Source organism: Streptococcus sp. SS4, from assembly GCF_030440125.1.
GTDB lineage: Bacteria > Bacillota > Bacilli > Lactobacillales > Streptococcaceae > Streptococcus.
On the sequence record NZ_JAQFJM010000001.1, the window covers coordinates 382,625 to 403,324 of the forward strand.

Here is a 20,700-nt window from a genome sequence, read left to right on the forward strand (position 1 = left end):
TGATATGTATGGGAATACTTTCGTCCATTGATATTGATTTTTGGCGGTCACTCTTTGATAGTCCGCTGAAAGTTATCGTCAATAGTTTGGACATATTGATTGTTGCTTTTTTAATTTATCGCTTTATTAGGGCCCTACGAGGGACAAAAATTATGACCCTTGTTCAAGGGGTTGTCTTATTTATTTTAGTCAAACTGATTTCTGATTTTATAGGCTTCACGACGATTTCTTATTTGATGAATCAGGTTATCAACTATGGGGCCATTGCGGCGGTTGTAATCTTTGCGCCAGAGCTTCGTTCTGCACTTGAAACCTTTGGACGGACACCTCAGCATTTTTTGCAAAATAAAGAGGTTAGCTCAGACGAGAAGTTGGTTCAAGCCTACGTTAAAGCTGTTAAGTACATGAGTCCTCGTAAGATTGGGGCGCTGGTTTCTATTGAACAGACTCAGACCTTACAAGAGCAGATTGCGACTGGAATTCCACTTGATGCGGTGGTGACTGGGGAACTTTTAATTAATATATTCATCCCAAATACACCGCTTCATGATGGGGCAGTTATCATCAGAGATAACAAGGTTGCGACGGCTTGTTCTTATCTGCCATTGACGGAATCTAATAAGATTTCCAAAGAGTTTGGGACTAGACATAGGGCTGCCATTGGTCTTTCAGAACAGACAGATGCACTGACCTTTGTTGTGTCTGAGGAAACTGGTGCGATTTCAATTGCGTACAAGGGAAATTTCATCCATGATCTCTCTGTTCAAGAATTTGAACAAGAGTTGAGTCTTATCTTGTTGAAAGAACAAGAACCACGTCAGTCATTCTTCCAACGTTGGATGGGAGGTAGCAAAAAATGAAGCGTTTCGTAAATTTCTTTAAAGACGATCGTTTATGGCAGATGCTAGTTGCTCTCTTCTTTGCTGTGGTACTCTTTTTCACGGCATGGTCGGGAAATACGCAAAATAAAAACAATAGCTCAAGTGCATCTAATACCTTTACACAAACCGTTGAATCGGTTCCTGTGGATATTAAATATGATAGTGATAAGTACTTTATCAGTGGTTATTCCTATGATGCCGAAGTCTATTTGACAGCGACAACACAGCTGGCTTTAACGACTGAGACAAGTAGTGATACGCGTCACTTTAAATTAGTTGCTGATTTGTCGAATCTGGGTCAAGGAACCAGTCGAGTACCTATTCAGGTTAAGGATCTTCCAGCTGGAATGTCTGCGCAAGTATCGCCATCAACCTTGACGGCGACTATTGGTAAAAAAGCCAGCAAGACCTTTGACGTCGTAGCTAATATCACATCAGATAAGTTAGCAAATGGCTATGAAGTTAAAAAAGTTAGCCTGGATGCAACCAAGGTAGAGGTAACTTCGAGTGAAGATATCATTAACCAGATTGATCATGTTCAAGCAGTATTGGAAGGCGATTCCAACCTGTCTGAAGATTATGATGGGAACTTGGTCCTTCAAGCAGTTTCGACAAATGGAACAGTCCTAGCAAGTTCAATCTCACCAGCTAAGGTGCATGCCAAGATTAGTTTGCGAAAATTGAGCAAATCTGTTCCTGTTAAGGTCGAACTGACTGGAGATAAGGCTAGCAATGTGTCTAGTATCAGCTATAGCTTTAATCGTGGGCATGTGACTATTGTTGGTAGTCAAGAAGCTATGGATAAGATTGATAGCATCACAGTTCCTGTGGACATTAGCCAAGTGACTAAGGACACATCAAAAACAATAGACCTTAAGGCAGAAGGTGTTACGGTTCAGCCTGGCACTGTTAAGGTTAACTTAAAAGTCACGCAAAAATAGGGGAGTTACATTTTTCCTAAATTCATGTATAATGGATGGGATTGAGAGGGACTAATCTCATAAAAATGTAACCAATTAAAAATGTTTAAAATCAAGGGTTGAAAATATTGGCGAAATTTTATAAAGTTAGATTATCTAGATAGATTTCACTAGATTGACTCTTGCTAAACAGCATCACAGTTTAAGGAGGATTTAGTGCTTAAGCACTAATATTAAAATTATGGGTAAATATTTTGGAACAGACGGTGTTCGTGGAGAAGCAAACGTTGAACTTACGCCTGAATTGGCCTTTAAATTAGGTCGTTTTGGTGGTTATGTGCTTAGCCAACATGAGACTGGCCGTCCTAAAGTTTTTGTGGCACGTGATACACGTATCTCTGGTGAGATGTTGGAATCTGCCTTAGTAGCAGGTTTGCTCTCAGTGGGTATTGAAGTCTACAAACTTGGAGTGCTTGCGACACCTGGCGTCTCATACTTGGTCCGTACAGAAAATGCAAGCGCTGGTGTTATGATTTCAGCCAGCCATAATCCAGCTCTTGATAATGGTATCAAGTTCTTTGGTGGCGATGGTTTTAAATTGGACGATGCGCGTGAAGCGGAAATTGAAGCCCTTCTCGATGCTACAGAAGATACGCTTCCACGCCCTTCAGCTGAAGGACTTGGAACACTTGTGGATTATCCAGAGGGTCTTCGTAAATACGAAAAATTCTTGGTGGCTACAGGTGTTGACCTCGGTGGCATGAAAGTTGCCTTGGATGCGGCTAATGGAGCAGCTGCGGTATCTGCACGTAACATATTCCTTGACTTGAACGCAGAAATCTCTGTTATTGGTGACCAGCCTGATGGCCTTAACATCAATGCTGGTGTTGGTTCGACACACCCAGAGCAGTTGCAAGCCTTGGTTAAAGAAACTGGCTCAGCTATTGGTCTTGCCTTTGATGGTGACAGTGACCGTCTCATCGCTGTTGATGAAAATGGCGATATTGTTGATGGTGATAAGGTGATGTATATCATTGGTAAACATTTGTCTCAAAAAGGCGAGTTGGCTAAAAATACTATTGTAACAACAGTTATGTCAAACCTTGGTTTCCACAAGGCACTTGACCGTGAAGGCATTAACAAGGCAGTGACTGCTGTTGGTGACCGTTATGTTGTCGAAGAAATGCGTAAAAACGGCTACAACCTTGGTGGTGAACAGTCTGGACACGTTATTATCATGGATTACAACACAACTGGTGATGGTCAGTTGACAGCAATCCAATTGACTAAAGTCATGGTTGAAACAGGTAAGAGCTTGTCTGAATTGGCTTCAGAAGTGACCATCTATCCACAAAAATTGGTTAATATCCGTGTGGAAAATAGCATGAAAGATAAGGCTATGGAAGTTCCTGCCATTGCCGCTATCATTGAAAAAATGGAAGCTGAGATGGCTGGAAATGGACGTATCTTGGTTCGTCCAAGTGGTACAGAACCACTCCTTCGTGTTATGGCAGAAGCACCAACAGATGATGAAGTGAACTATTACGTTGATACGATTGCTGATGTTGTTCGTGCAGAAATTGGATTGGACTAAGTATGATAGCTAAGCTCAGAGCCTTCATGGCTACCGAAGTTTTCAAGTACCTTTTCTTTGGTGTCTTGGCAACTTTAGTTTATATGGTCAGTCGTATTTTGATTTTTCAGTTGACCAATCAGGGGACACTCTCGGCGGTCTTAGCCAGTGCGATTGCCATTATCTTTGCCTTTTTTACAAATGACATGTTTGTCTTTAATCAGGAAAAGACTGGTATGGTAACGCGCTTTGTTAAGTTTGTGGGTGCTCGCCTATTGACCTTGGTCTTGGATTTGGCTTTGGCCTATTTCTTGGTCGATACCTATCCAGAAATTATTGGTCAATTTGTTGGTCATAGTCATGCTTGGGTAAACGGTATCGAGAGCCTCTTCTCTCAGGTCCTTATCATTGTATTGAACTATATTATTTCTAAATTCTTCGTCTTTACAGGCGAGAAAGTATAAGCAAAAAGGAAGTTGTTAGGAAATGTGTTAAAAGCATTTCTTACCAACCTCCTTTTTTGATATAATTGAAGAGACTTAAAAAAATAGAAAGATGAAACATGTACGTACAATTATCTCAACGCCTTAAGGATGTAGCAACCTATGTTCCCAAAGGCGCAAAACTCTTGGATGTAGGCAGTGATCATGCCTATCTTCCGATTTATTTACTTGAAAAAGGTTTGATTACTTCAGCTATTGCTGGAGAAGTGGTAAAAGGGCCCTATGAATCCGCTCTTGCTAATGTCTCAGCTTCTGGTTTCCAAGATAAAATGGAGGTGCGCTTGGCTAATGGCTTGGCTGCCTTTGAGCCTGCTGATGACGTAACCACTATCACGATTTGTGGTATGGGAGGACGTCTTATTGCTGACATCCTTGATGCTGGAAAGGACAAACTTAAGGGCGTAGACCGTCTGATTTTACAACCAAATAATCGTGAAGATGATCTCCGTATTTGGTTGATGGAAAATGGTTTTGAGATTATTGCAGAGTCTATCTTGACTGAAAATGGCAAATACTACGAAATCATGGTTGCAGAGGCTGGACACATGAGCCTTTCGGACAAGGAAGTGCGTTTTGGTCCTCATCTCATGAAAGACCAATCTCAGGTTTTCCAGCTCAAATGGCAACGCGAAATCAATAAATTAGAGCTTGCTTTAGGATCCATTCCACTGGCCAATCAGGCTGATCGTACAGCTATTGAAGATAAAATTCAAACCATTAAGGAGGTTTTGAATCATGTTAGCTAGTGAACTTATTAAGACTTATGAAGAATTTTGTCCACAGGAGCTTTCTATGGAAGGTGATGTGGTTGGCTTGCAGATTGGTAGTCTGGACAAAGAGATTCAGAAGGTCATGGTTACCTTGGATGTTCGTGAGAATACGGTAGCCGAAGCTATTGAAAAAGGTGTGGACCTCATTATTGCTAAACATGCTCCAATTTTTCGTCCAGTTAAGGATTTGGTGTCTTCGCCTGACCGAGATATTTTACTTGACCTGGTTAAGCATGATATTACTGTCTATGTGAGTCATACTAATATTGATGTCGTTAATGATGGGCTTAATGATTGGTTCTGTGACTTACTTGACATTAAAGACACTACTTATTTAACGCAGACTTCTGAAAATCATGGAATCGGTCGAGTAGGTGATATCGTGCCTCAGACTATTCAAGAACTTGCTCTTAAAGTCAAGTCTGTTTTTGCCTTAGATAGTGTTCGCTTGGTTCGTTATAATCATGACAATCCTCTAGTTAGCCGTGTGGCTATTTGTGGAGGTAGCGGTCAAGGATTTTACAAGGATGCTTTGAAAAAGGGCGCACAAGTCTTCATCACTGGTGATGTTTACTACCATACAGGACAGGAAATGATTACTAATGGTCTCTTGGCAATTGATCCTGGGCACCATATCGAAGCCCTTTTTATCTCAAAGATTGCTGAGAAACTTGAGGCTTGGAAACTTGAGCATGATTGGAATGTGACGATACTTGAAAGTCAGTCCTCAACCAATCCTTTTGACCATTTGTAGGAGGATGTGTCTGTGACTTGGCTTTTACATCAAAATGTGGTCTTTTTGGCCTTGCTTGCTGGTCTTTTTACTTGGGGCTGTACCATTGTCGGATCGGCCATTGTTTTCTTCTTCAAGAATATTAGCCGTAAATTGCTAGATATCATGATGGGCTTTGCGGCAGGTGTCATGATTGCGGCCTCTTTTTGGTCGCTTTTGGACCCCTCTTTAACTTATGCGACTCAAAATGGCTATGGGAAGTGGTCATGGTTCCCTGCGGCAGCTGGTTTCTTGCTTGGAGGTGTTGCCCTTCGTTTGATTGATGCCGTCGTTCCCCATTTGCATTTGGGGAATGACATCTCTAAAGCAGAAGGTATTCAACCTCGTAAGAAAAAGTTGTCCAAGACAGCCCTGCTCTTTTTGGCTATCACCATTCATAATTTTCCAGAGGGATTGGCAGTCGGTGTGACTTTTGGAGCCTTGGCTGGTGGCAATATGACATTCGCTGGTCTCATGGGAGCCATTGGTTTAGCTATAGGTATTGGTTTGCAGAATGTCCCTGAAGGTGCAGCCCTCTCAGTTCCTATTCGAGCAGATGGAAAATCTCGTATCAAGGCCTTTTATTGGGGATCTATGTCAGCTATCGTGGAGCCTATAGGGGCTGTTATGGGAGCTGCCCTTGTTATGTGGATGATGGCAATCATTCCTTATGCTTTGGCCTTTGCGGCTGGTGCCATGATTTTTGTGGTAACGGAGGAATTGATTCCTGAATCACAAACCAATGGTAATACTGACGTAGCAACCTTGGGCCTTATGGTTGGCTTTGTCGTCATGATGGTCATGGACGTGGCCTTGGGGTAAAAGAAGAATAAAGAGCTGTGCCTATTGATATAGGACTCAGCTCTTTTCAAATAGATGGAGTAAAAAATGAAAATTGCAATTGTTGGAGCAGGTATTGTCGGTTCAACGGCTGCCTATTACTTATCAAAAGAAAAAGACGTAGAGGTTACTGTTTTCGACCATGGTCTTGGACAAGCAACCAAGGCAGCAGCAGGGATTATCAGTCCTTGGTTTTCTAAACGCCGAAATAAGGCCTGGTATCGCATGGCCCGTTTGGGAGCAGATTTTTACCAAGATTTAGTTTCAGATCTTAAAAAGGATGGTTATGACACGAACTTCTATGATCAGTCTGGTGTAGCCCTTCTCAAGAAAGACGATAGTAAATTGGACGCTTTGTACCAGTATGCAGAGACGAGACTAGAAGAATCACCCATTATTGGTGAACTCTCTATAAAAAATGCTGAGGATCTCCCTGAATTCACTGGATTTGACCATTATCTCTATGCTTCTGGAGGAGCTAGAGTGGAGGGGGCAGAATTAACAGCTACTTTGATTGATGCCTCAGGTTTTGAAAAGGTAGAGGGGACAGTTACACTCTCTCCTCTTGACAATGGCACTTACGAGATTAATGCTCAAACTTTTGATAAGGTCATTCTCGCTTGTGGTGCCTGGCTTGGTCAAACGCTTGCCCCCCTTGGTTTTGAAGTAGATGTTCGTCCCCAAAAAGGTCAATTACGTGACTATTTCTTTGAGGGGTTAGATACTGGTAAGTTGCCTGTTTTGATGCCAGAGGGCGAACTAGATGTCATCCCCTTTGCTGGTGGAAAGATTTCGGTAGGAGCCAGCCACGAAAATGACCAAGGCTTTGATTTGACAGTTGATGAGACTGTACTTGCAAGTCTGGAGGAAGAGGCTAAGACCTATTTCCCTGACTTAAGTACGTCTAAGTCCTTCTCAGAACGTGTGGGAACGAGAGCCTACACGAGTGATTTCTCTCCTTTCTTTGGAGAAGTTCCAGAGCTTGAGAGTGTCTTTGTTGCTTCTGGTTTAGGATCTTCAGGGCTCACGACAGGGCCACTGATTGGGAAAAATCTGGTTGATTTGGCCATGAACCGATCTGGTAGTTTGGACAGTGCAGATTATCCAGTGGCTCAGTACGTTAAGAAAAAAGACTAATAGTATTAAAGCCCTCCAATATATTAAGATTTATGAATCAGTTAGCTATTTCTCCTTATTGAGGGATGCTAGCTGATTCTTTTTATTAGAGTTTCTTTGTATCTATTTCTTATTTAATTAGAAAATAATAAAATAGTTACTGTTCATCGATTGTAGGTGAATACTAATAAAAAAGGGGAGGGACTATGTTCCAAAAAGTTAAAGTATATGTGACAATCTTTGTTTCCTTGCTAGCCATTAGCTTAGGCCTGTCTGTTAAAGCAGGGGCAGCAGAAGACTTGGCTGTGACAAAGACAAGTATTGTTCTAGAAAGTTATGAGTTTGGACCAGCTGTAACCAAAGTCATTTTTGAATTTAATCAGAAGGTCACACCAGAGGTTGTCCACAGCTCAACTCAGGTTACAACAGCAGGGGTCAGTCGTCAGGTAACGAACTCTTATGTTTCTGATGATAAGGGGCATGTGGTCTATTATGACAATAGCAAGTACGTGACGCTTGAATTGAGCCTACCATCTTATAATCGCTACAACATGGGTGGGAATGCTGAACCTATGTATTTTAACCTTTCTACTTGGACCAATCAATGGCTGGAAAGTTATATGGTATCAATGAAAGACTTGTCAGTAGTGGCAGAAGGTAGTAGTCAGTCACAGATGGTTTCATCTGAGCAAGATGCCATCAACAATCGTTTGATGCCAACGACGGAGGTTTTCGGCGATCGAGGACAGGTAGGTAACATGCAGTATGCGGCTTATAGTGCCCAGACTGGTACGGGGAATAGCACCAAACCTTTGATTGTCTGGCTACACGGCATTGGTGAAAGAGGGACAGACATGAATATTCCGCTTCTTTCAAATGACGTCTATGCGCTTGCCCAGCCTGAGATTCAAGGCCATTTCTTAACAACTGGTGATCAGGCGCGTGGGGTTAATGTTCTAGCTGTTCAAACACAGACACCTTGGGGATCGGATAATGCAGCCCAACTCAAAGAGACCATTGATACCTACCTAGCTAATCACCCAGAGGTAGATAAGGGACGAATCTATCTTGCGGGAGTTTCAAATGGTGGTGGTATGGTCTTGACCATGGGAGCAGCCTATCCAGATTATTTTGCAGCTCTTATTCCAATTGCTGCTCCCTTAACTGTTGACCAATCTGGAATTGATAAACTGAAGAACCAGCCTATGTGGTTGATTCACACAAAGGCAGACGCAACAGTACAACCAGAAAATAGTGTCTTGCCTTTATACAAGAGCTTGATTACCTCTGGAGCTACTAACAAGTGGTTCTCATACTTTGAAACAGCGACTGGGACTGATCTTCCTGGCACAGAGTATGATGGTCATTGGGCTTGGATTTATTTCTTCCATGACCAGGTGATTGGCGTTCAGCATCCTGAAAATACGAAAAATTGGGACGGATATAGTGGTATGGTAGCCACTGATCCAACTAATGGAGGAGGCTCTCGTGCAAGTGTCAATGGTCAAACTTATAACAGTATCTTTGACTGGATGAGTGCACAAAGACACTGAAGAAGATGATGATTACGCTTTTTAAGGAAAGTGCTACGAGTGGTTATCTTCAATCTAAAAGGGTTTCAATCGAAATCCTTTTTTCATTGGATTAAGAAAATGGACACTTGTTATTTTCTTAATGAAAGCTTAAGAACATAGGGTTTACCGTGACAAGAGGGCTGAAAAATGCTAAAATATAGGTAATATATTAGAGAAAAAAGGAGCCTTCTTATGAAAGGTATTATTCTTGCAGGCGGTTCAGGGACACGTTTGTATCCATTGACACGTGCTGCATCAAAACAACTGATGCCGATTTACGATAAACCAATGATTTACTATCCACTTTCAACGCTTATGTTGGCTGGTATTAAGGAAATCCTCATCATCTCAACGCCACAGGACCTTCCACGTTTTGAAGAGCTCCTTGGTGATGGTTCTGAGTTCGGTATTTCACTTTCTTATGCAGTACAACCAAGTCCAGATGGCTTGGCTCAAGCCTTTATCATTGGTGAAGACTTCATTGGTGACGATAGTGTTGCGCTTGTCCTTGGGGATAACATTTTCCATGGCAATGGTCTTTCTGCCATGCTTCAACGTGCTGAAGCTAAGGAAAAAGGTGCTACAGTCTTTGGTTATCAAGTTAAGGACCCAGAACGTTTTGGTGTTGTTGAGTTTGACGACAATATGAATGCCATCTCAATTGAGGAAAAACCTGAGCATCCAAAATCAAACTTTGCTGTAACTGGTCTCTATTTCTATGACAATGATGTTGTGGAAGTTGCTAAAAACATCAAGCCAAGTCCTCGTGGCGAACTTGAAATCACGGATGTTAACAAGGCTTACCTAGAACGTGGGGATCTCTCTGTTGAGCTTATGGGACGTGGCTTTGCTTGGTTGGATACAGGCACTCATGAAAGTCTCTTGCAAGCTGCTCAGTACATCGAGACAGTTCAACGTTTGCAGAATGTCCAAGTAGCTAACCTTGAAGAGATTGCCTATCGCATGGGCTATATCACTAAAGAACAGGTTCTTGAATTGGCACAACCACTTAAGAAAAACGAATACGGACAATATTTGCTCCGTCTGATTGGAGAAGCATAATGACTGAACAATTTTTTGGTAAAGAACTAGCTGCCCGCAAGATTGATGCTATCCCAGGTCTGCTTGAATTTGATATTCCTGTTCATGGAGATAACCGTGGATGGTTCAAGGAAAACTTCCAAAAGGAAAAGATGTTGCCACTCGGTTTTCCAGAATCATTCTTTGCAGAAGGAAAATTGCAAAATAACGTTTCTTTCTCACGTAAAAATGTTTTGCGTGGCTTGCACGCTGAGCCTTGGGATAAATACATCTCAGTAGCAGATGAAGGAAAGGTTCTTGGAACATGGGTTGACCTCCGTGAAGGCGAAACGTTTGGGAATACTTATCAAACTGTTATTGATGCCTCAAAAGGAATCTTTGTTCCTCGTGGTGTTGCCAATGGTTTCCAAGTTTTGTCTGACAAAGTATCATACAGCTACCTTGTAAACGATTACTGGGCACTTGAACTTAAACCTAAATACGCCTTTGTCAACTACGCTGACCCAAGCCTTGATATCAAGTGGGAAAACTTGGAAGAAGCAGAAGTCTCAGAAGCAGATAAAAATCACCCATTGCTCAAAGACGTTAACCCCCTCAAACCAGAGGATTTGTAAGAATATAGCTCTTAAAACAATTTTGAAAATCATTATATAGTTTTTAGCTTTGTTATAAACGAGCGAAGCGAGCTATATGATTAGCTTTCCGCCGTGAGAAAAGCACCTGAACCATTGTGTTTCAGGTGCTCGGAGGTTTTGAGACATTAGGCTCAAAACGAATTGAACACGGGCTACGGATTGTGTCAAAAAGATAAGTTTTCCTAGAATCGAAAGATTCTGCGTCAAACTTCCTATTTTGACTTTATCCGCAAACGCCCTTTGTATCTTAATTTAGTCATGGAACTTCTTCGAAGTTCGCTGACGTCCGTACTCACCTAAGGAAAGCTAAAAAAGATTGATTTAAGGAACGATTAAGAAAAAAACAATATTTTTTGGAGAAAAAATGACTGAATATAAAAATATCATCGTAACCGGTGGCGCTGGTTTCATCGGTTCAAACTTCGTACACTATGTTTACAACAACCATCCAGACGTGCATGTGACTGTCCTTGACAAACTCACTTACGCAGGTAACCGTGCTAACATTGAAGAAATCCTTGGTGACCGTGTTGAATTGGTTGTTGGTGATATTGCTGATGCTGAATTGGTTGATAAATTGGCTGCTAAGGCTGATGCTATCGTTCACTATGCGGCTGAAAGCCACAATGATAATTCATTGAACGACCCATCACCATTTATCCACACAAACTTCATTGGTACTTACACACTCTTGGAAGCTGCTCGTAAATACGATATTCGTTTCCACCACGTATCAACAGACGAAGTGTATGGTGACCTTCCATTGCGCGAAGATCTTCCTGGACACGGTGAAGGTCCTGGTGAAAAATTCACAGCAGAAACAAAATACAACCCATCGTCACCTTATTCATCAACTAAGGCTGCTTCAGACCTTATCGTTAAAGCATGGGTGCGTTCATTTGGTGTTAAGGCAACTATTTCAAACTGCTCAAACAACTATGGACCATACCAACACATCGAAAAATTCATCCCACGTCAAATCACCAACATCTTGTCAGGTATCAAACCAAAACTTTATGGTGAAGGTAAAAATGTCCGTGACTGGATTCACACTAACGACCACTCAACTGGTGTTTGGGCTATCCTCACTAAAGGTCGTATCGGTGAAACTTACTTGATTGGTGCCGATGGTGAAAAGAATAACAAGGAAGTGCTTGAACTTATCCTTGAAAAAATGGGTCAACCAAAAGATGCTTACGACCGTGTGACAGACCGTGCTGGTCACGATTTGCGCTATGCTATTGATTCAACAAAATTGCGTGAAGAACTCGGTTGGGAACCACAATTCACAAACTTCGAATCAGGTTTGGAAGAAACAATCAAGTGGTACACAGATCACCAAGACTGGTGGAAAGCTGAAAAAGAAGCTGTTGAAGCAAACTACGCTAAAACACAAGAAGTGCTTAAATAATTGGAAAATCTATCACTTCAAAGTTAGTGATAGATTTTTCTATTAAGAATTGTTAGGAGAAATGATGAATAGAAAAGCATGGATTGAATATTTTGAAGCGATAAATAATAGAAAACCCACTATCCAGGAGTGTCAGCAGGCTCTTCAAAATGGTGAGTTTGTTTTGGAAGGTAGACAAGCTACTTTTTCCAACAATGCAGGATCTTTAGCTGGTGGAGCCATGCCTTTATCTAATCAAGTGACTGGTCAAATGGTCAGTCAATCTTCTACACAGTAGCTTGTCTTTGTTAAACAGAAAAAGTTTGGAAAGAAGACGTTTATAGGTCTTGCCATTGCTTTATTTCTTGTCCTAGCAACAAGTCTTGGAGTTTTTTTGTTTTCTTCCAAAGAAACAAACTTGAATGGTTTGTGGGTAACTAGTGATAATGTTGGTTTGGTTTATGATTTAAATGGGAAGAAGTCAAAACTCGTTGTTGGCCATACAGAAGAAGAAATCAAAGAAATCTCTATTGGTCAGAAAGTTAGACAGAAGTTTGAAAAAAGCTTAGAGGACGTCAGTGATTCAAAACTAAAAACGATTGCTGATTTTGACAAGAAATACCAATTACAGACCAAAGAGATCATACTGGTAAAGACGAAAGGGGTTGGCTACTATAATCTGATTCAGAAGGATGGGACAAACTTTGTTCTAGTTTTATCCTTAAACGAACTCTACTATGGATCAAGAAGTACCAAAGATTTAAAAAAGATATGTCTTTTTCATAAGGCAGAGGTTCCAAAAGTTTTTGTTGGGCAATGGAAAAAATTTGATTCCAATGATGATTCAGAAGTAGAAGGGACTATCTCTGAAAATGGCGTTATGACTACAGGTTCTGATGGTAAAGATATCTTAATTGTTAAGCCTTTAAAAGAATATCTGGTGGATAAATCAGGTAGGGTAGATAAGGATAAAGTACAAAAAGAGTTTGCTAAAGTACAGAAGTCTCTTAAGTCACATGGTTACCAAGCTAAGAGTGTTAATGACATCTACCACGATCCGAAAAATTTATACTATTATGTAGTTGTAGATGGTGGTAAACGCATTATTATCTTGGAGGATAGATACGACCATCTCCATAGAGGTTATATTGAAAAAGAAGACACTCGCTAATCACTCTATCTCTATCAGATAAGATAAGAAGTGCTTAAATAATAGTCCAAAATCTATCATTCCTATGGGGGTGATAGGTTTTTTGGTTACAAGGATATATTAACTTATGACAGCAATACAAATAATTACACAAAAGTTACAAAATTACAGATAACGCTTGATATTTGTAATAAAAAAGATATAATAGAAATATAGAAAGAGGTTTATGAAAATGAAAAGAAAAGTTATCCGTGTTTGTTCACTTGTTTTGTTATCTGTAGCTGTTTCTGGGGCTCTTGTCGGATGTGGCTCTAAGTCAGAAAAAGACACTGCATCATCATCTACAACTTCAACGTCTAAAGTAGTAAAGTCATCAGAAAAGCCAAAAACAGCTGAAAGGAAATCTGCCAAAAAGGCTAAGACGGAAGCTTCAAAAGATTCCCAAGGCCAAGACCTAGCAAGTGATTCTGAATCTAGCTCAGTAAAAGATCAAGCTTCAGCAGGAACCGATGCTCAAGCAGGAACAAGTAGCAGTACTGCTTCTGAGTCAAACAAGTCTGGTCAAGCAAGACCTGATACCCAGAGTGACGCTCCCGTTCCAGCAGCCTTAGTAGGAACTTGGACAGGTACCAGTCCTCAGGCGACAGATATTAGTTTTACAGTTGATGCTGATGGCAATATTACTTCAAAGGCAAATTTCAATGTTGATTACGAACCCTATCGTCAAAGCTCAACAACTGCAAAAGCTGTTCAGATTTCTGGTAATCTCTACGTTTGGGAGGGTGGCGATTTTTCAACCCTGCTTCCTGGCATTACTGGACTAGGGGGAGCTGGTTTCCAAGCTAAGCCTGGTTTTATTCTTGAAAATGGCACCTACACACCAGTTCAATTTATCTCTGATTTGGGACCAACCTTTGATTATAGCAACTATAATGCTTTCCCATTTTCATTAACAAAATAAAGTAAAGAAGCTATCTGAATGAAGATGGCTTCTTTGTGCGTCAAACTCTTCTTTTTCCAGGTCTCATTTCTGCTTAAAAAATGGTAGAATAGTTACATGCAAACAAAACCAACGTCAGCTTATGTGCACATTCCATTTTGCACACAAATTTGTTATTATTGTGACTTTTCCAAGGTCTTCATTAAAAATCAGCCCGTTGATGACTACCTACGGGCTTTGATTCGTGAGTGGGAGCTTTTAGATATCAAGGAGCTTCGCACCCTTTACATTGGTGGTGGTACGCCAACGGCTATTTCTGCGGAGCAGTTGGACTACCTTTTAAGCAATCTTCAGAAGAACTTGGATTTGTCTAAGCTGGAGGAATTTACCATTGAGGCCAATCCTGGTGATTTGACACTTGATAAGATTAAAGTGCTCAAAAAATCAGCTGTTAATCGGGTGTCTCTAGGGGTTCAGACCTTTGATGACAAGCACTTGCGTCAAATTGGTCGTAGTCACAATCAAGCACAGATTTATGAAAGCATTGATAGCTTGAAGTCTGCTGGTTTCCATAATATTTCCATTGACCTCATTTATGCTCTGCCTGGTCAAACCATGGATCAGGTCAAGGAAAATGTGAGAAAGGCACTGGAGCTGGATATTCCACATCTAAGTCTCTACAGTTTGATATTAGAACATCACACGGTCTTTATGAATAAGATGCGTCGGGGTAAGCTCAATCTACCGACTGAGGACTTAGAAGCAGAGATGTTTGACTATATTATCCAAGAGTTGGAAAAAAATGGTTTTGAGCATTACGAGATTTCCAATTTTACCAAACCTGGGATGGAGAGTCGCCACAATCTCATGTATTGGAATAATGATGAGTATTATGGTGTGGGTGCTGGGGCATCTGGTTATGTCAATGGTGTTCGTTACCGTAATCGTGGTCCTATCCAGCATTACCTAAAAGCTATAGCAGAGGATGGGCATGCTAGACTTCACGAGGAGCATCTGACTAAGGCGGAGATGATGGAGGAGGAATTCTTCCTTGGCTTACGGAAAAAATCAGGGGTGTCTATCAAACGGTTTGAAGAGAAATTTGGCTTATCATTTGCGGATACTTATGGGGACATTGTGGAAAAACTACAAGCAGATGGGCTTTTGGTTAAGGATCCAGATGTGGTTCGTATGACCAAACGGGGCCTCTTTCTGGGAGATAATGTCGCTGAGCAATTTATATTGGAGGATTAGATGGGATTAAAATTTAGTATTCCTTATCAGATTCCGTTTTATGAGACGGATATTACACATCAGGTGAAATTACCACATTTGTTGGCATTTTCCTTGCAAGTATCAGCCATGCAGTCTGAGTCTCTTGGGAATGCGGACGACGCAGTTTTTGATCAATATGGTCTGGTTTGGATTGTGACGGATTATGCTATCGAAATTGACCGCCTGCCTCGCTACAATGAAAAAGTAACCATTACAACGGAAGCTATTTCCTATAATAAGATTTTCTGTTACCGTAATTTTTACATCACAGATGAAGCAGGTCAACAAATCATGCTCTTTAAGACTACTTTTGCCCTCATGGATTATGAAACGAGAAAGGTAGTGGAGGTGCCCGATGAGGTGGTAGCACCTTATGGAGCTGAAAAAACTAAAAAGTTGCTTCGTGGTCCTCGTTACAAGGCTTTGGAAAATCCCGATGAGACCCTATACCGTGTGCGCTATTTTGACTTAGACATGAATGGCCACGTTAACAATAGCAAGTATTTGGAGTGGATGTTTGAAGTCATGGGAGCAAGATTTCTCAAGGATCATATCCCACAGAAAATCACTCTCAAATACGTGAAGGAAGTTCGTCCTGGTGGTATGATTACCTCTAGCTATGAGTTGGACGGATTGCATAGTTGCCATCAAGTTACCAGCCAAGGAGTCGTCAATGCTCAGGCAAAGATAACTTGGCAGAGAATAGATTAAATTAACAAAAGGAGAAAGAAATGAGAATATTTTTAAGTTGGTCGGGAGATAGAAGTAAATATTTGGCGAAATGTTTTAAAGAATGGCTTCCCAATGTTTTACAATATGTTGAACCCTATATGTCAGAAAAAGATATAAAACTCGGAGAGCGGTGGGGGAAAAGCATAGAAGAAAATTTGCGTTCTAATGATTTTGGTCTGGTATTTGTTACACCAGAAAATATAGATGCACCATGGATAAATTTTGAAGCAGGTGCACTATCAAAATCATTGCAATCTCGTTTGGTTCCGATTTTGTATGATGCAGAGGTTACTATTTTAAATAATGGTCCTCTTAAGCAATTTCAATCGTCAAAAGAAGTTTCAAAAGAATCGATTAAACAGCTAATTATGGATATAAATGAGCTTGCTGAAGAGACTGAACATTTGAAAGAAGAACGTTTGGAATCAGCATTTATGAAGTGGTGGAGTGATTTAGATGAACAATTAAAAGAAATACCTGAACGAAGTCAGAATAGTGAACAAGAAGTTCCCTCTGATGAAAAAATATTGAATGTTATCTTACATGAGATTCAATCGTTAAAAGACTTTAATAGAAATTCCAACAATTCACGAGTTAGTTTTGTACCTCCTGGTTTATTTGAAGATTTGGAACTAATAGAATTCGACCTTCAAAAAATAAATGAGTTGGCTTGTTTGCAGACAGATGAGTTTGATGTTGATATAATAAAAGAGAATATTCATAGAATAGAGAGAATAAAAAGGCATTTAAGACTTTTTAATAGGAGATTAAGGTTAGATGACTTATAAAGGATATTTAATAGATTTAGACGGAACAATTTATAAGGGGAAGGATCGGATCCCTGAAGGAGAAGCTTTTGTTCATGAGTTGCAAAAGCGAAATATTCCCTATCTCTTTGTCACAAACAATACGACACGAACACCTGAGAGTGTCCAAGAGATGTTGACTAATCACTTCAACATTGATACACCAGTGACAACTATCTACACTGCAACGTTAGCGACCATAGACTATATGAATGACCTTGGACTAGAAAAAACGGTCTATGTCATTGGTGAAGCAGGTCTGAAGGAAGCCATTCAAGCGGCAGGCTATGTTGAGGACAAGGACAATCCTGCATATGTGGTTGTTGGTTTAGACTGGCAAGTAGACTATGAAAAGTTAGCAACAGCAACACTTGCAATCGCAAAAGGTGCGCATTTTATCGGTACCAACCCTGACTTAAATATTCCAACCGAGCGTGGTCTTTTACCAGGTGCAGGTTCTATCATTACTCTGCTTGAGGTAGCGACTAGGGTCAAACCTGTTTATATTGGAAAACCTAATGCTATCATTATGGAGAAGGCAGTTGAACATCTTGGACTAGCGCGTGAAGACTTGGTGATGGTAGGGGACAACTATCTAACAGATATTCGCGCAGGAATCGATAATGGAATCCCAAGTCTATTAGTAACAACTGGTTTTACCAAACCAGAAGAAGTAGCAGATTTACCTATTGCGCCGACTCATGTTGTTTCTAGTCTAGCGGAGTGGGATTTTGATGCGAACTAAGATTGAAGCAGTGTTGACTCCCATTTGGCTCTTGGCCTTTTCTATTCTATTGACGATTTACCTAGCATGGGGCTTCTATTATTTTGATATTGACTGGATGCATCTTTTGGACTATGTCATTATCGGTAAGACAGAGCTCTGGCACAATTTCAATGTTCTTATGCAGTACCTGACCTTTCCTTGGGTGGGGCGCCTGGCCATGCCTGATTTTCCGTCGTCAGAGAGTGGGCTTAAGCATTTTCATGATGTCAAGTGGCTCTTTCATCTAGTTCAGGGGCTTGTTATCCTACTGGCTTATCCAGCTGTGAGTTTTCTTTGGCGAAATGTGAAGAAGGGGACCTTTGGTCTTTATCGTAGACTTTATCTGAGTCTAGCTGTTTTGCCAATTCTTATAGGGACTATAGGACTATTTCTTGGTTTTGATGAGTTTTTCACGCTCTTTCATGAGGCGCTTTTTCCTGGGGATAGCAGTTGGCTCTTTAATCCAATGTTGGACCCGATTATTAATGTTTTGCCAGAAGAGTATTTCCTTCAATGTTTTGTGATTTTCTTTATTATTTATGAGGGCATCATGGTGGGGTTGACCTGGCTAGCCCATAAACAGGTGAGAAGCTATTTAAAGAATAAGGAGTAATGATGACGATTCGTGATAACCATTTGCATACCCATCATTCCTATGATTCGGATGCGGATTTTACTGATTATTTGACACATTTTGATGGCGAGATTGTAACGACGGAGCATTATGATCTCTCTAATCCTTACACGAAACAGGACGATGTGCCAGAGTACGAGGCCTATAGTCATGAGATCGAAAATCTCAACCTCAAGTATGGCAATCGTATTAAACGAGGCATCGAGATTGGTTATTACCAGCCTAGAGAAAGTGATATTTTAGACTTTTTGGATGGGAAGGACTATGATCTCAAACTGCTCTCTGTTCACCATAATGGGGTCAATGATTATCTTGATGATGAGGTAGCTGATATGGATAAGGCCAGTATCATTCAAGAATATCTGGACAAGTTGGAGTATGCTATTGGTCGTGTGGACGCAGATGTCCTGGCTCACTTTGACTATGGTTTTCGCCTGTTTGAGGTGACTGTTGATGAGCTAAAAGCCTATGAGAATCAGCTTAAACGTATTTTTAAGAAAATGATTGCTAATGATTTGGCTTTTGAGCTGAATTCAAAGAGCATGTACCTTTATCACCATGAAGACCTCTATCGTTATGCCTTAGGTCTGGTCAAGGATATGGGATGTTGCAAGTATTCTATTGGTTCTGATGGGCATAAGTTAGAGCATTTCCGTCTGAACTTTGATAAGATTCAGGATCTCTTGAGAGAATTTGACATTACAGAGGATATGATTATATAGAGCAGACAGCTTCAGTTGAGGCTGTCTTTTCTTAAGGAAAACTTAAAGAAAAGGCGTGGTTATGGGATTTATAGAAGACTTTAAGCTTTCCTTGTTATGCTAATTTCAAGTAAAAGGAACTTACGGTTTCGATCTTATCTTTTAAAATTGGAGGTCTTCTATGAAATTCTTAAAAAGGCATGCTTATGCCTTACTCTTCACCCTTTTTCTGATGGGGGCAAATGTCTATTCCCTTTTAAAGGTCTTTGTCATTCCCTCGGCAGTCTCAACGGTTTCAGCTAATACGACTAGCCCAAGCACAGCTTCGTCGACAGCATCTACCAGCACTGGTAAGGTCACTAAGACGGATACGACTTATAAAGATGACAATATGGAAATTGAAATCACGACGGGTAAAACCAGTGATACCACTTACTATGTTGCTGATATCAAACTTTCAAGTGCGGACTACCTTAAAACGGCATTGGCACAAAACACCTATGGTACCAATATTACTGACACCACTTCAAGTATTGCCCAACAAAATAATGCTATTTTTGCCATCAATGGTGACTATTATGGGGCTAACCAGTCAGGCTATGTGATTAAAAATGGCCAAGTCTATCGTGATACGGATCGAAACAGTGACTATGAGGATCTAGCGGTTTACTCAGACGGTAGCTTCAAGACCTTTAAGGAGAGCGATACAACGGCTCAAAAACTGGTCGATTCAGGTGTGGTTAATACCTTTGCCTTTGGTCCAACCTTGGTTGAAAATGGTAAGGTAGCTGTTTCAGAAAATGAGGAGGTCGGTCAAGCCATGGCTGACAATCCACGTACAGCCATCGGAGTTATCGAAGAAAGTGATGGTAGTGTGCACTATATTGTCATTGTCTCGGATGGTCGTACCAGTGAGTCGTCAGGGTTGACTCTGTATGAAATGGCAGAATTGATGAAATCTTATGGCGTGACGACAGCCTATAACCTTGACGGTGGTGGCTCATCAACCATGTATTTCAATGGTCAAGTCATTAATAAGCCAACCACAAACGGAAACAAAATCTCAGAAAGGGCGGTGAGCGATATTGTTTACATCGGTTACTAAAAAATCAGCCAGCAAGCACTTTTTCACCTACATTGGTTTAACTATTTTTAGCTTGGTCTTTACCTTTGTCTATGAACGCTTTTCTTATGGGGAATCATCCATGTTTATGCGCATGATGTTCTTTGCACCATTGGTTGGAGCAATTATCTATCTACTTACGGGACTGGGAATGTCTTGGGTGAGAAATCGTGCTTCGAAACTCTTATTAAATTCAGCAATCGCAGTTGTAGCAAGTGCCTGTCTGGTTAAGGGAATTGTTGAAGTGTCAGGCCGCACGACTAGCGTGGATATGCCCTATTGGTATGTCGCTGCAGGACTACTTTGCTTGAGCTTGATAATTGGTTTTATCAGGCCTAGAAAACTAGCTTAAAAATAAGAGCTTGGAGTACTGCTCCAGGCTTTTTGTCTTGCCTTGAAAATTTATTTAGGATAAATATACAACTTATAAATGAAGTTATTATTTTGACTCACGAAATGGGCTGAAGAGATTTTCATAAAAAATAAGGGAGTTTGATTTCTGTGATAGGAATATAGATAAAAGGAGACCTTTCGTAGTGATGGAAGCGTCTGAAACTG

General features: G+C 40.7%; 21 protein-coding genes and 1 pseudogene. All 22 read left to right on the forward strand.

Annotated features, from left to right (window positions below; genetic code table 11):
- The first annotated feature begins 8 nt into the window (after positions 1-8).
- The 22 genes and pseudogenes from cdaA (at position 9) to PCY16_RS02000 (ending at position 20,494) form a co-directional block, all read left to right on the forward strand.
- Positions 9-860, forward strand: coding sequence for a diadenylate cyclase CdaA (gene cdaA, locus PCY16_RS01895; RefSeq protein WP_037600527.1), 852 nt, complete (start codon positions 9-11; stop codon positions 858-860).
- Positions 857-1,822 (forward strand): YbbR-like domain-containing protein, encoded by a 966-nt coding sequence (locus PCY16_RS01900; RefSeq protein ID WP_037600530.1) that lies wholly within the window; start codon positions 857-859, stop codon positions 1,820-1,822. Before cdaA ends, PCY16_RS01900 begins: the two co-directional genes overlap by 4 nt.
- Before the next feature lie 220 nt (positions 1,823-2,042).
- A complete protein-coding gene (glmM, locus tag PCY16_RS01905) occupies positions 2,043-3,395 on the forward strand; it encodes a phosphoglucosamine mutase (protein WP_014634273.1) in 1,353 nt (450 codons plus the stop codon).
- A 2-nt stretch (positions 3,396-3,397) separates the two neighbouring features.
- A complete protein-coding gene (locus PCY16_RS01910) occupies positions 3,398-3,838 on the forward strand; it encodes a GtrA family protein (protein WP_014633281.1) in 441 nt (146 codons plus the stop codon).
- Positions 3,839-3,936: 98 nt separating this feature from the next.
- Positions 3,937-4,623 (forward strand): tRNA (adenine(22)-N(1))-methyltransferase TrmK, encoded by a 687-nt coding sequence (locus PCY16_RS01915; protein ID WP_064524700.1) that lies wholly within the window; start codon positions 3,937-3,939, stop codon positions 4,621-4,623.
- Entirely contained in the window at positions 4,613-5,401 is a 789-nt protein-coding gene (locus PCY16_RS01920) for a Nif3-like dinuclear metal center hexameric protein (protein ID WP_064524698.1), read from the forward strand. The genes PCY16_RS01915 and PCY16_RS01920 overlap by 11 nt, the downstream gene beginning before the upstream one ends.
- Before the next feature lie 12 nt (positions 5,402-5,413).
- Positions 5,414-6,241 carry a ZIP family metal transporter gene (locus PCY16_RS01925; RefSeq protein ID WP_064524697.1) on the forward strand — a complete coding sequence of 276 codons (828 nt, stop codon included), beginning with the start codon at positions 5,414-5,416 and terminating at the stop codon, positions 6,239-6,241.
- A 66-nt stretch (positions 6,242-6,307) separates the two neighbouring features.
- Positions 6,308-7,396, forward strand: a complete 1,089-nt coding sequence (locus tag PCY16_RS01930; RefSeq protein WP_080611418.1) for an FAD-binding oxidoreductase — start codon at positions 6,308-6,310, stop codon at positions 7,394-7,396.
- A gap of 185 nt (positions 7,397-7,581) precedes the next feature.
- On the forward strand, positions 7,582-8,928 hold the full coding sequence (locus PCY16_RS01935) for a PHB depolymerase family esterase (protein WP_080611417.1): 1,347 nt from the start codon (positions 7,582-7,584) through the stop codon (positions 8,926-8,928).
- 213 nt (positions 8,929-9,141) lie between these two features.
- A complete protein-coding gene (gene rfbA / locus PCY16_RS01940; protein WP_195413671.1) occupies positions 9,142-10,011 on the forward strand; it encodes a glucose-1-phosphate thymidylyltransferase RfbA in 870 nt (289 codons plus the stop codon).
- Positions 10,011-10,604, forward strand: a complete 594-nt coding sequence (locus tag PCY16_RS01945) for a dTDP-4-dehydrorhamnose 3,5-epimerase family protein (RefSeq protein WP_013990761.1) — start codon at positions 10,011-10,013, stop codon at positions 10,602-10,604. The genes rfbA and PCY16_RS01945 overlap by 1 nt, the downstream gene beginning before the upstream one ends.
- Positions 10,605-10,989: 385 nt before the next feature.
- Positions 10,990-12,036 carry a dTDP-glucose 4,6-dehydratase gene (gene rfbB, locus PCY16_RS01950; protein ID WP_002884100.1) on the forward strand — a complete coding sequence of 349 codons (1,047 nt, stop codon included), beginning with the start codon at positions 10,990-10,992 and terminating at the stop codon, positions 12,034-12,036.
- A 64-nt stretch (positions 12,037-12,100) separates the two neighbouring features.
- A pseudogene (locus PCY16_RS01955) lies at positions 12,101-13,186 on the forward strand (hypothetical protein).
- A 205-nt stretch (positions 13,187-13,391) separates the two neighbouring features.
- A complete protein-coding gene (locus tag PCY16_RS01960; protein ID WP_195413672.1) occupies positions 13,392-14,126 on the forward strand; it encodes a hypothetical protein in 735 nt (244 codons plus the stop codon).
- A gap of 96 nt (positions 14,127-14,222) precedes the next feature.
- Entirely contained in the window at positions 14,223-15,359 is a 1,137-nt protein-coding gene (gene hemW, locus PCY16_RS01965) for a radical SAM family heme chaperone HemW (protein WP_195413673.1), read from the forward strand.
- Complete coding sequence (locus PCY16_RS01970; RefSeq protein WP_195413674.1) at positions 15,360-16,091, forward strand: acyl-ACP thioesterase domain-containing protein; 732 nt, start codon at positions 15,360-15,362, stop codon at positions 16,089-16,091.
- A 20-nt stretch (positions 16,092-16,111) separates the two neighbouring features.
- Positions 16,112-16,900 carry a toll/interleukin-1 receptor domain-containing protein gene (locus PCY16_RS01975; protein WP_195413675.1) on the forward strand — a complete coding sequence of 263 codons (789 nt, stop codon included), beginning with the start codon at positions 16,112-16,114 and terminating at the stop codon, positions 16,898-16,900.
- Entirely contained in the window at positions 16,890-17,663 is a 774-nt protein-coding gene (locus tag PCY16_RS01980; RefSeq protein WP_195413676.1) for a TIGR01457 family HAD-type hydrolase, read from the forward strand. Before PCY16_RS01975 ends, PCY16_RS01980 begins: the two co-directional genes overlap by 11 nt.
- Positions 17,653-18,297 (forward strand): TIGR01906 family membrane protein, encoded by a 645-nt coding sequence (locus PCY16_RS01985; RefSeq protein ID WP_195413677.1) that lies wholly within the window; start codon positions 17,653-17,655, stop codon positions 18,295-18,297. Before PCY16_RS01980 ends, PCY16_RS01985 begins: the two co-directional genes overlap by 11 nt.
- 8 nt (positions 18,298-18,305) lie before the next feature.
- Complete coding sequence (locus PCY16_RS01990; RefSeq protein WP_195413691.1) at positions 18,306-19,040, forward strand: PHP domain-containing protein; 735 nt, start codon at positions 18,306-18,308, stop codon at positions 19,038-19,040.
- 160 nt (positions 19,041-19,200) lie between these two features.
- On the forward strand, positions 19,201-20,124 hold the full coding sequence (locus tag PCY16_RS01995; RefSeq protein WP_195413678.1) for a phosphodiester glycosidase family protein: 924 nt from the start codon (positions 19,201-19,203) through the stop codon (positions 20,122-20,124).
- A complete protein-coding gene (locus PCY16_RS02000) occupies positions 20,105-20,494 on the forward strand; it encodes a hypothetical protein (protein WP_195413679.1) in 390 nt (129 codons plus the stop codon). The genes PCY16_RS01995 and PCY16_RS02000 overlap by 20 nt, the downstream gene beginning before the upstream one ends.
- Positions 20,495-20,700 lie beyond the last annotated feature (206 nt).

Coding starts and splice junctions, on each gene's coding strand:
- cdaA (WP_037600527.1), top strand. CDS start 9: ATGGGAATACTTTCGTCCATTGATATTGATTTTTGGCGGTCACTCTTT.
- PCY16_RS01900 (WP_037600530.1), top strand. CDS start 857: ATGAAGCGTTTCGTAAATTTCTTTAAAGACGATCGTTTATGGCAGATG.
- glmM (WP_014634273.1), top strand. CDS start 2,043: ATGGGTAAATATTTTGGAACAGACGGTGTTCGTGGAGAAGCAAACGTT.
- PCY16_RS01910 (WP_014633281.1), top strand. CDS start 3,398: ATGATAGCTAAGCTCAGAGCCTTCATGGCTACCGAAGTTTTCAAGTAC.
- PCY16_RS01915 (WP_064524700.1), top strand. CDS start 3,937: ATGTACGTACAATTATCTCAACGCCTTAAGGATGTAGCAACCTATGTT.
- PCY16_RS01920 (WP_064524698.1), top strand. CDS start 4,613: ATGTTAGCTAGTGAACTTATTAAGACTTATGAAGAATTTTGTCCACAG.
- PCY16_RS01930 (WP_080611418.1), top strand. CDS start 6,308: ATGAAAATTGCAATTGTTGGAGCAGGTATTGTCGGTTCAACGGCTGCC.
- PCY16_RS01935 (WP_080611417.1), top strand. CDS start 7,582: ATGTTCCAAAAAGTTAAAGTATATGTGACAATCTTTGTTTCCTTGCTA.
- rfbA (WP_195413671.1), top strand. CDS start 9,142: ATGAAAGGTATTATTCTTGCAGGCGGTTCAGGGACACGTTTGTATCCA.
- PCY16_RS01945 (WP_013990761.1), top strand. CDS start 10,011: ATGACTGAACAATTTTTTGGTAAAGAACTAGCTGCCCGCAAGATTGAT.
- rfbB (WP_002884100.1), top strand. CDS start 10,990: ATGACTGAATATAAAAATATCATCGTAACCGGTGGCGCTGGTTTCATC.
- PCY16_RS01960 (WP_195413672.1), top strand. CDS start 13,392: ATGAAAATGAAAAGAAAAGTTATCCGTGTTTGTTCACTTGTTTTGTTA.
- hemW (WP_195413673.1), top strand. CDS start 14,223: ATGCAAACAAAACCAACGTCAGCTTATGTGCACATTCCATTTTGCACA.
- PCY16_RS01970 (WP_195413674.1), top strand. CDS start 15,360: ATGGGATTAAAATTTAGTATTCCTTATCAGATTCCGTTTTATGAGACG.
- PCY16_RS01975 (WP_195413675.1), top strand. CDS start 16,112: ATGAGAATATTTTTAAGTTGGTCGGGAGATAGAAGTAAATATTTGGCG.
- PCY16_RS01980 (WP_195413676.1), top strand. CDS start 16,890: ATGACTTATAAAGGATATTTAATAGATTTAGACGGAACAATTTATAAG.
- PCY16_RS01985 (WP_195413677.1), top strand. CDS start 17,653: ATGCGAACTAAGATTGAAGCAGTGTTGACTCCCATTTGGCTCTTGGCC.
- PCY16_RS01995 (WP_195413678.1), top strand. CDS start 19,201: ATGAAATTCTTAAAAAGGCATGCTTATGCCTTACTCTTCACCCTTTTT.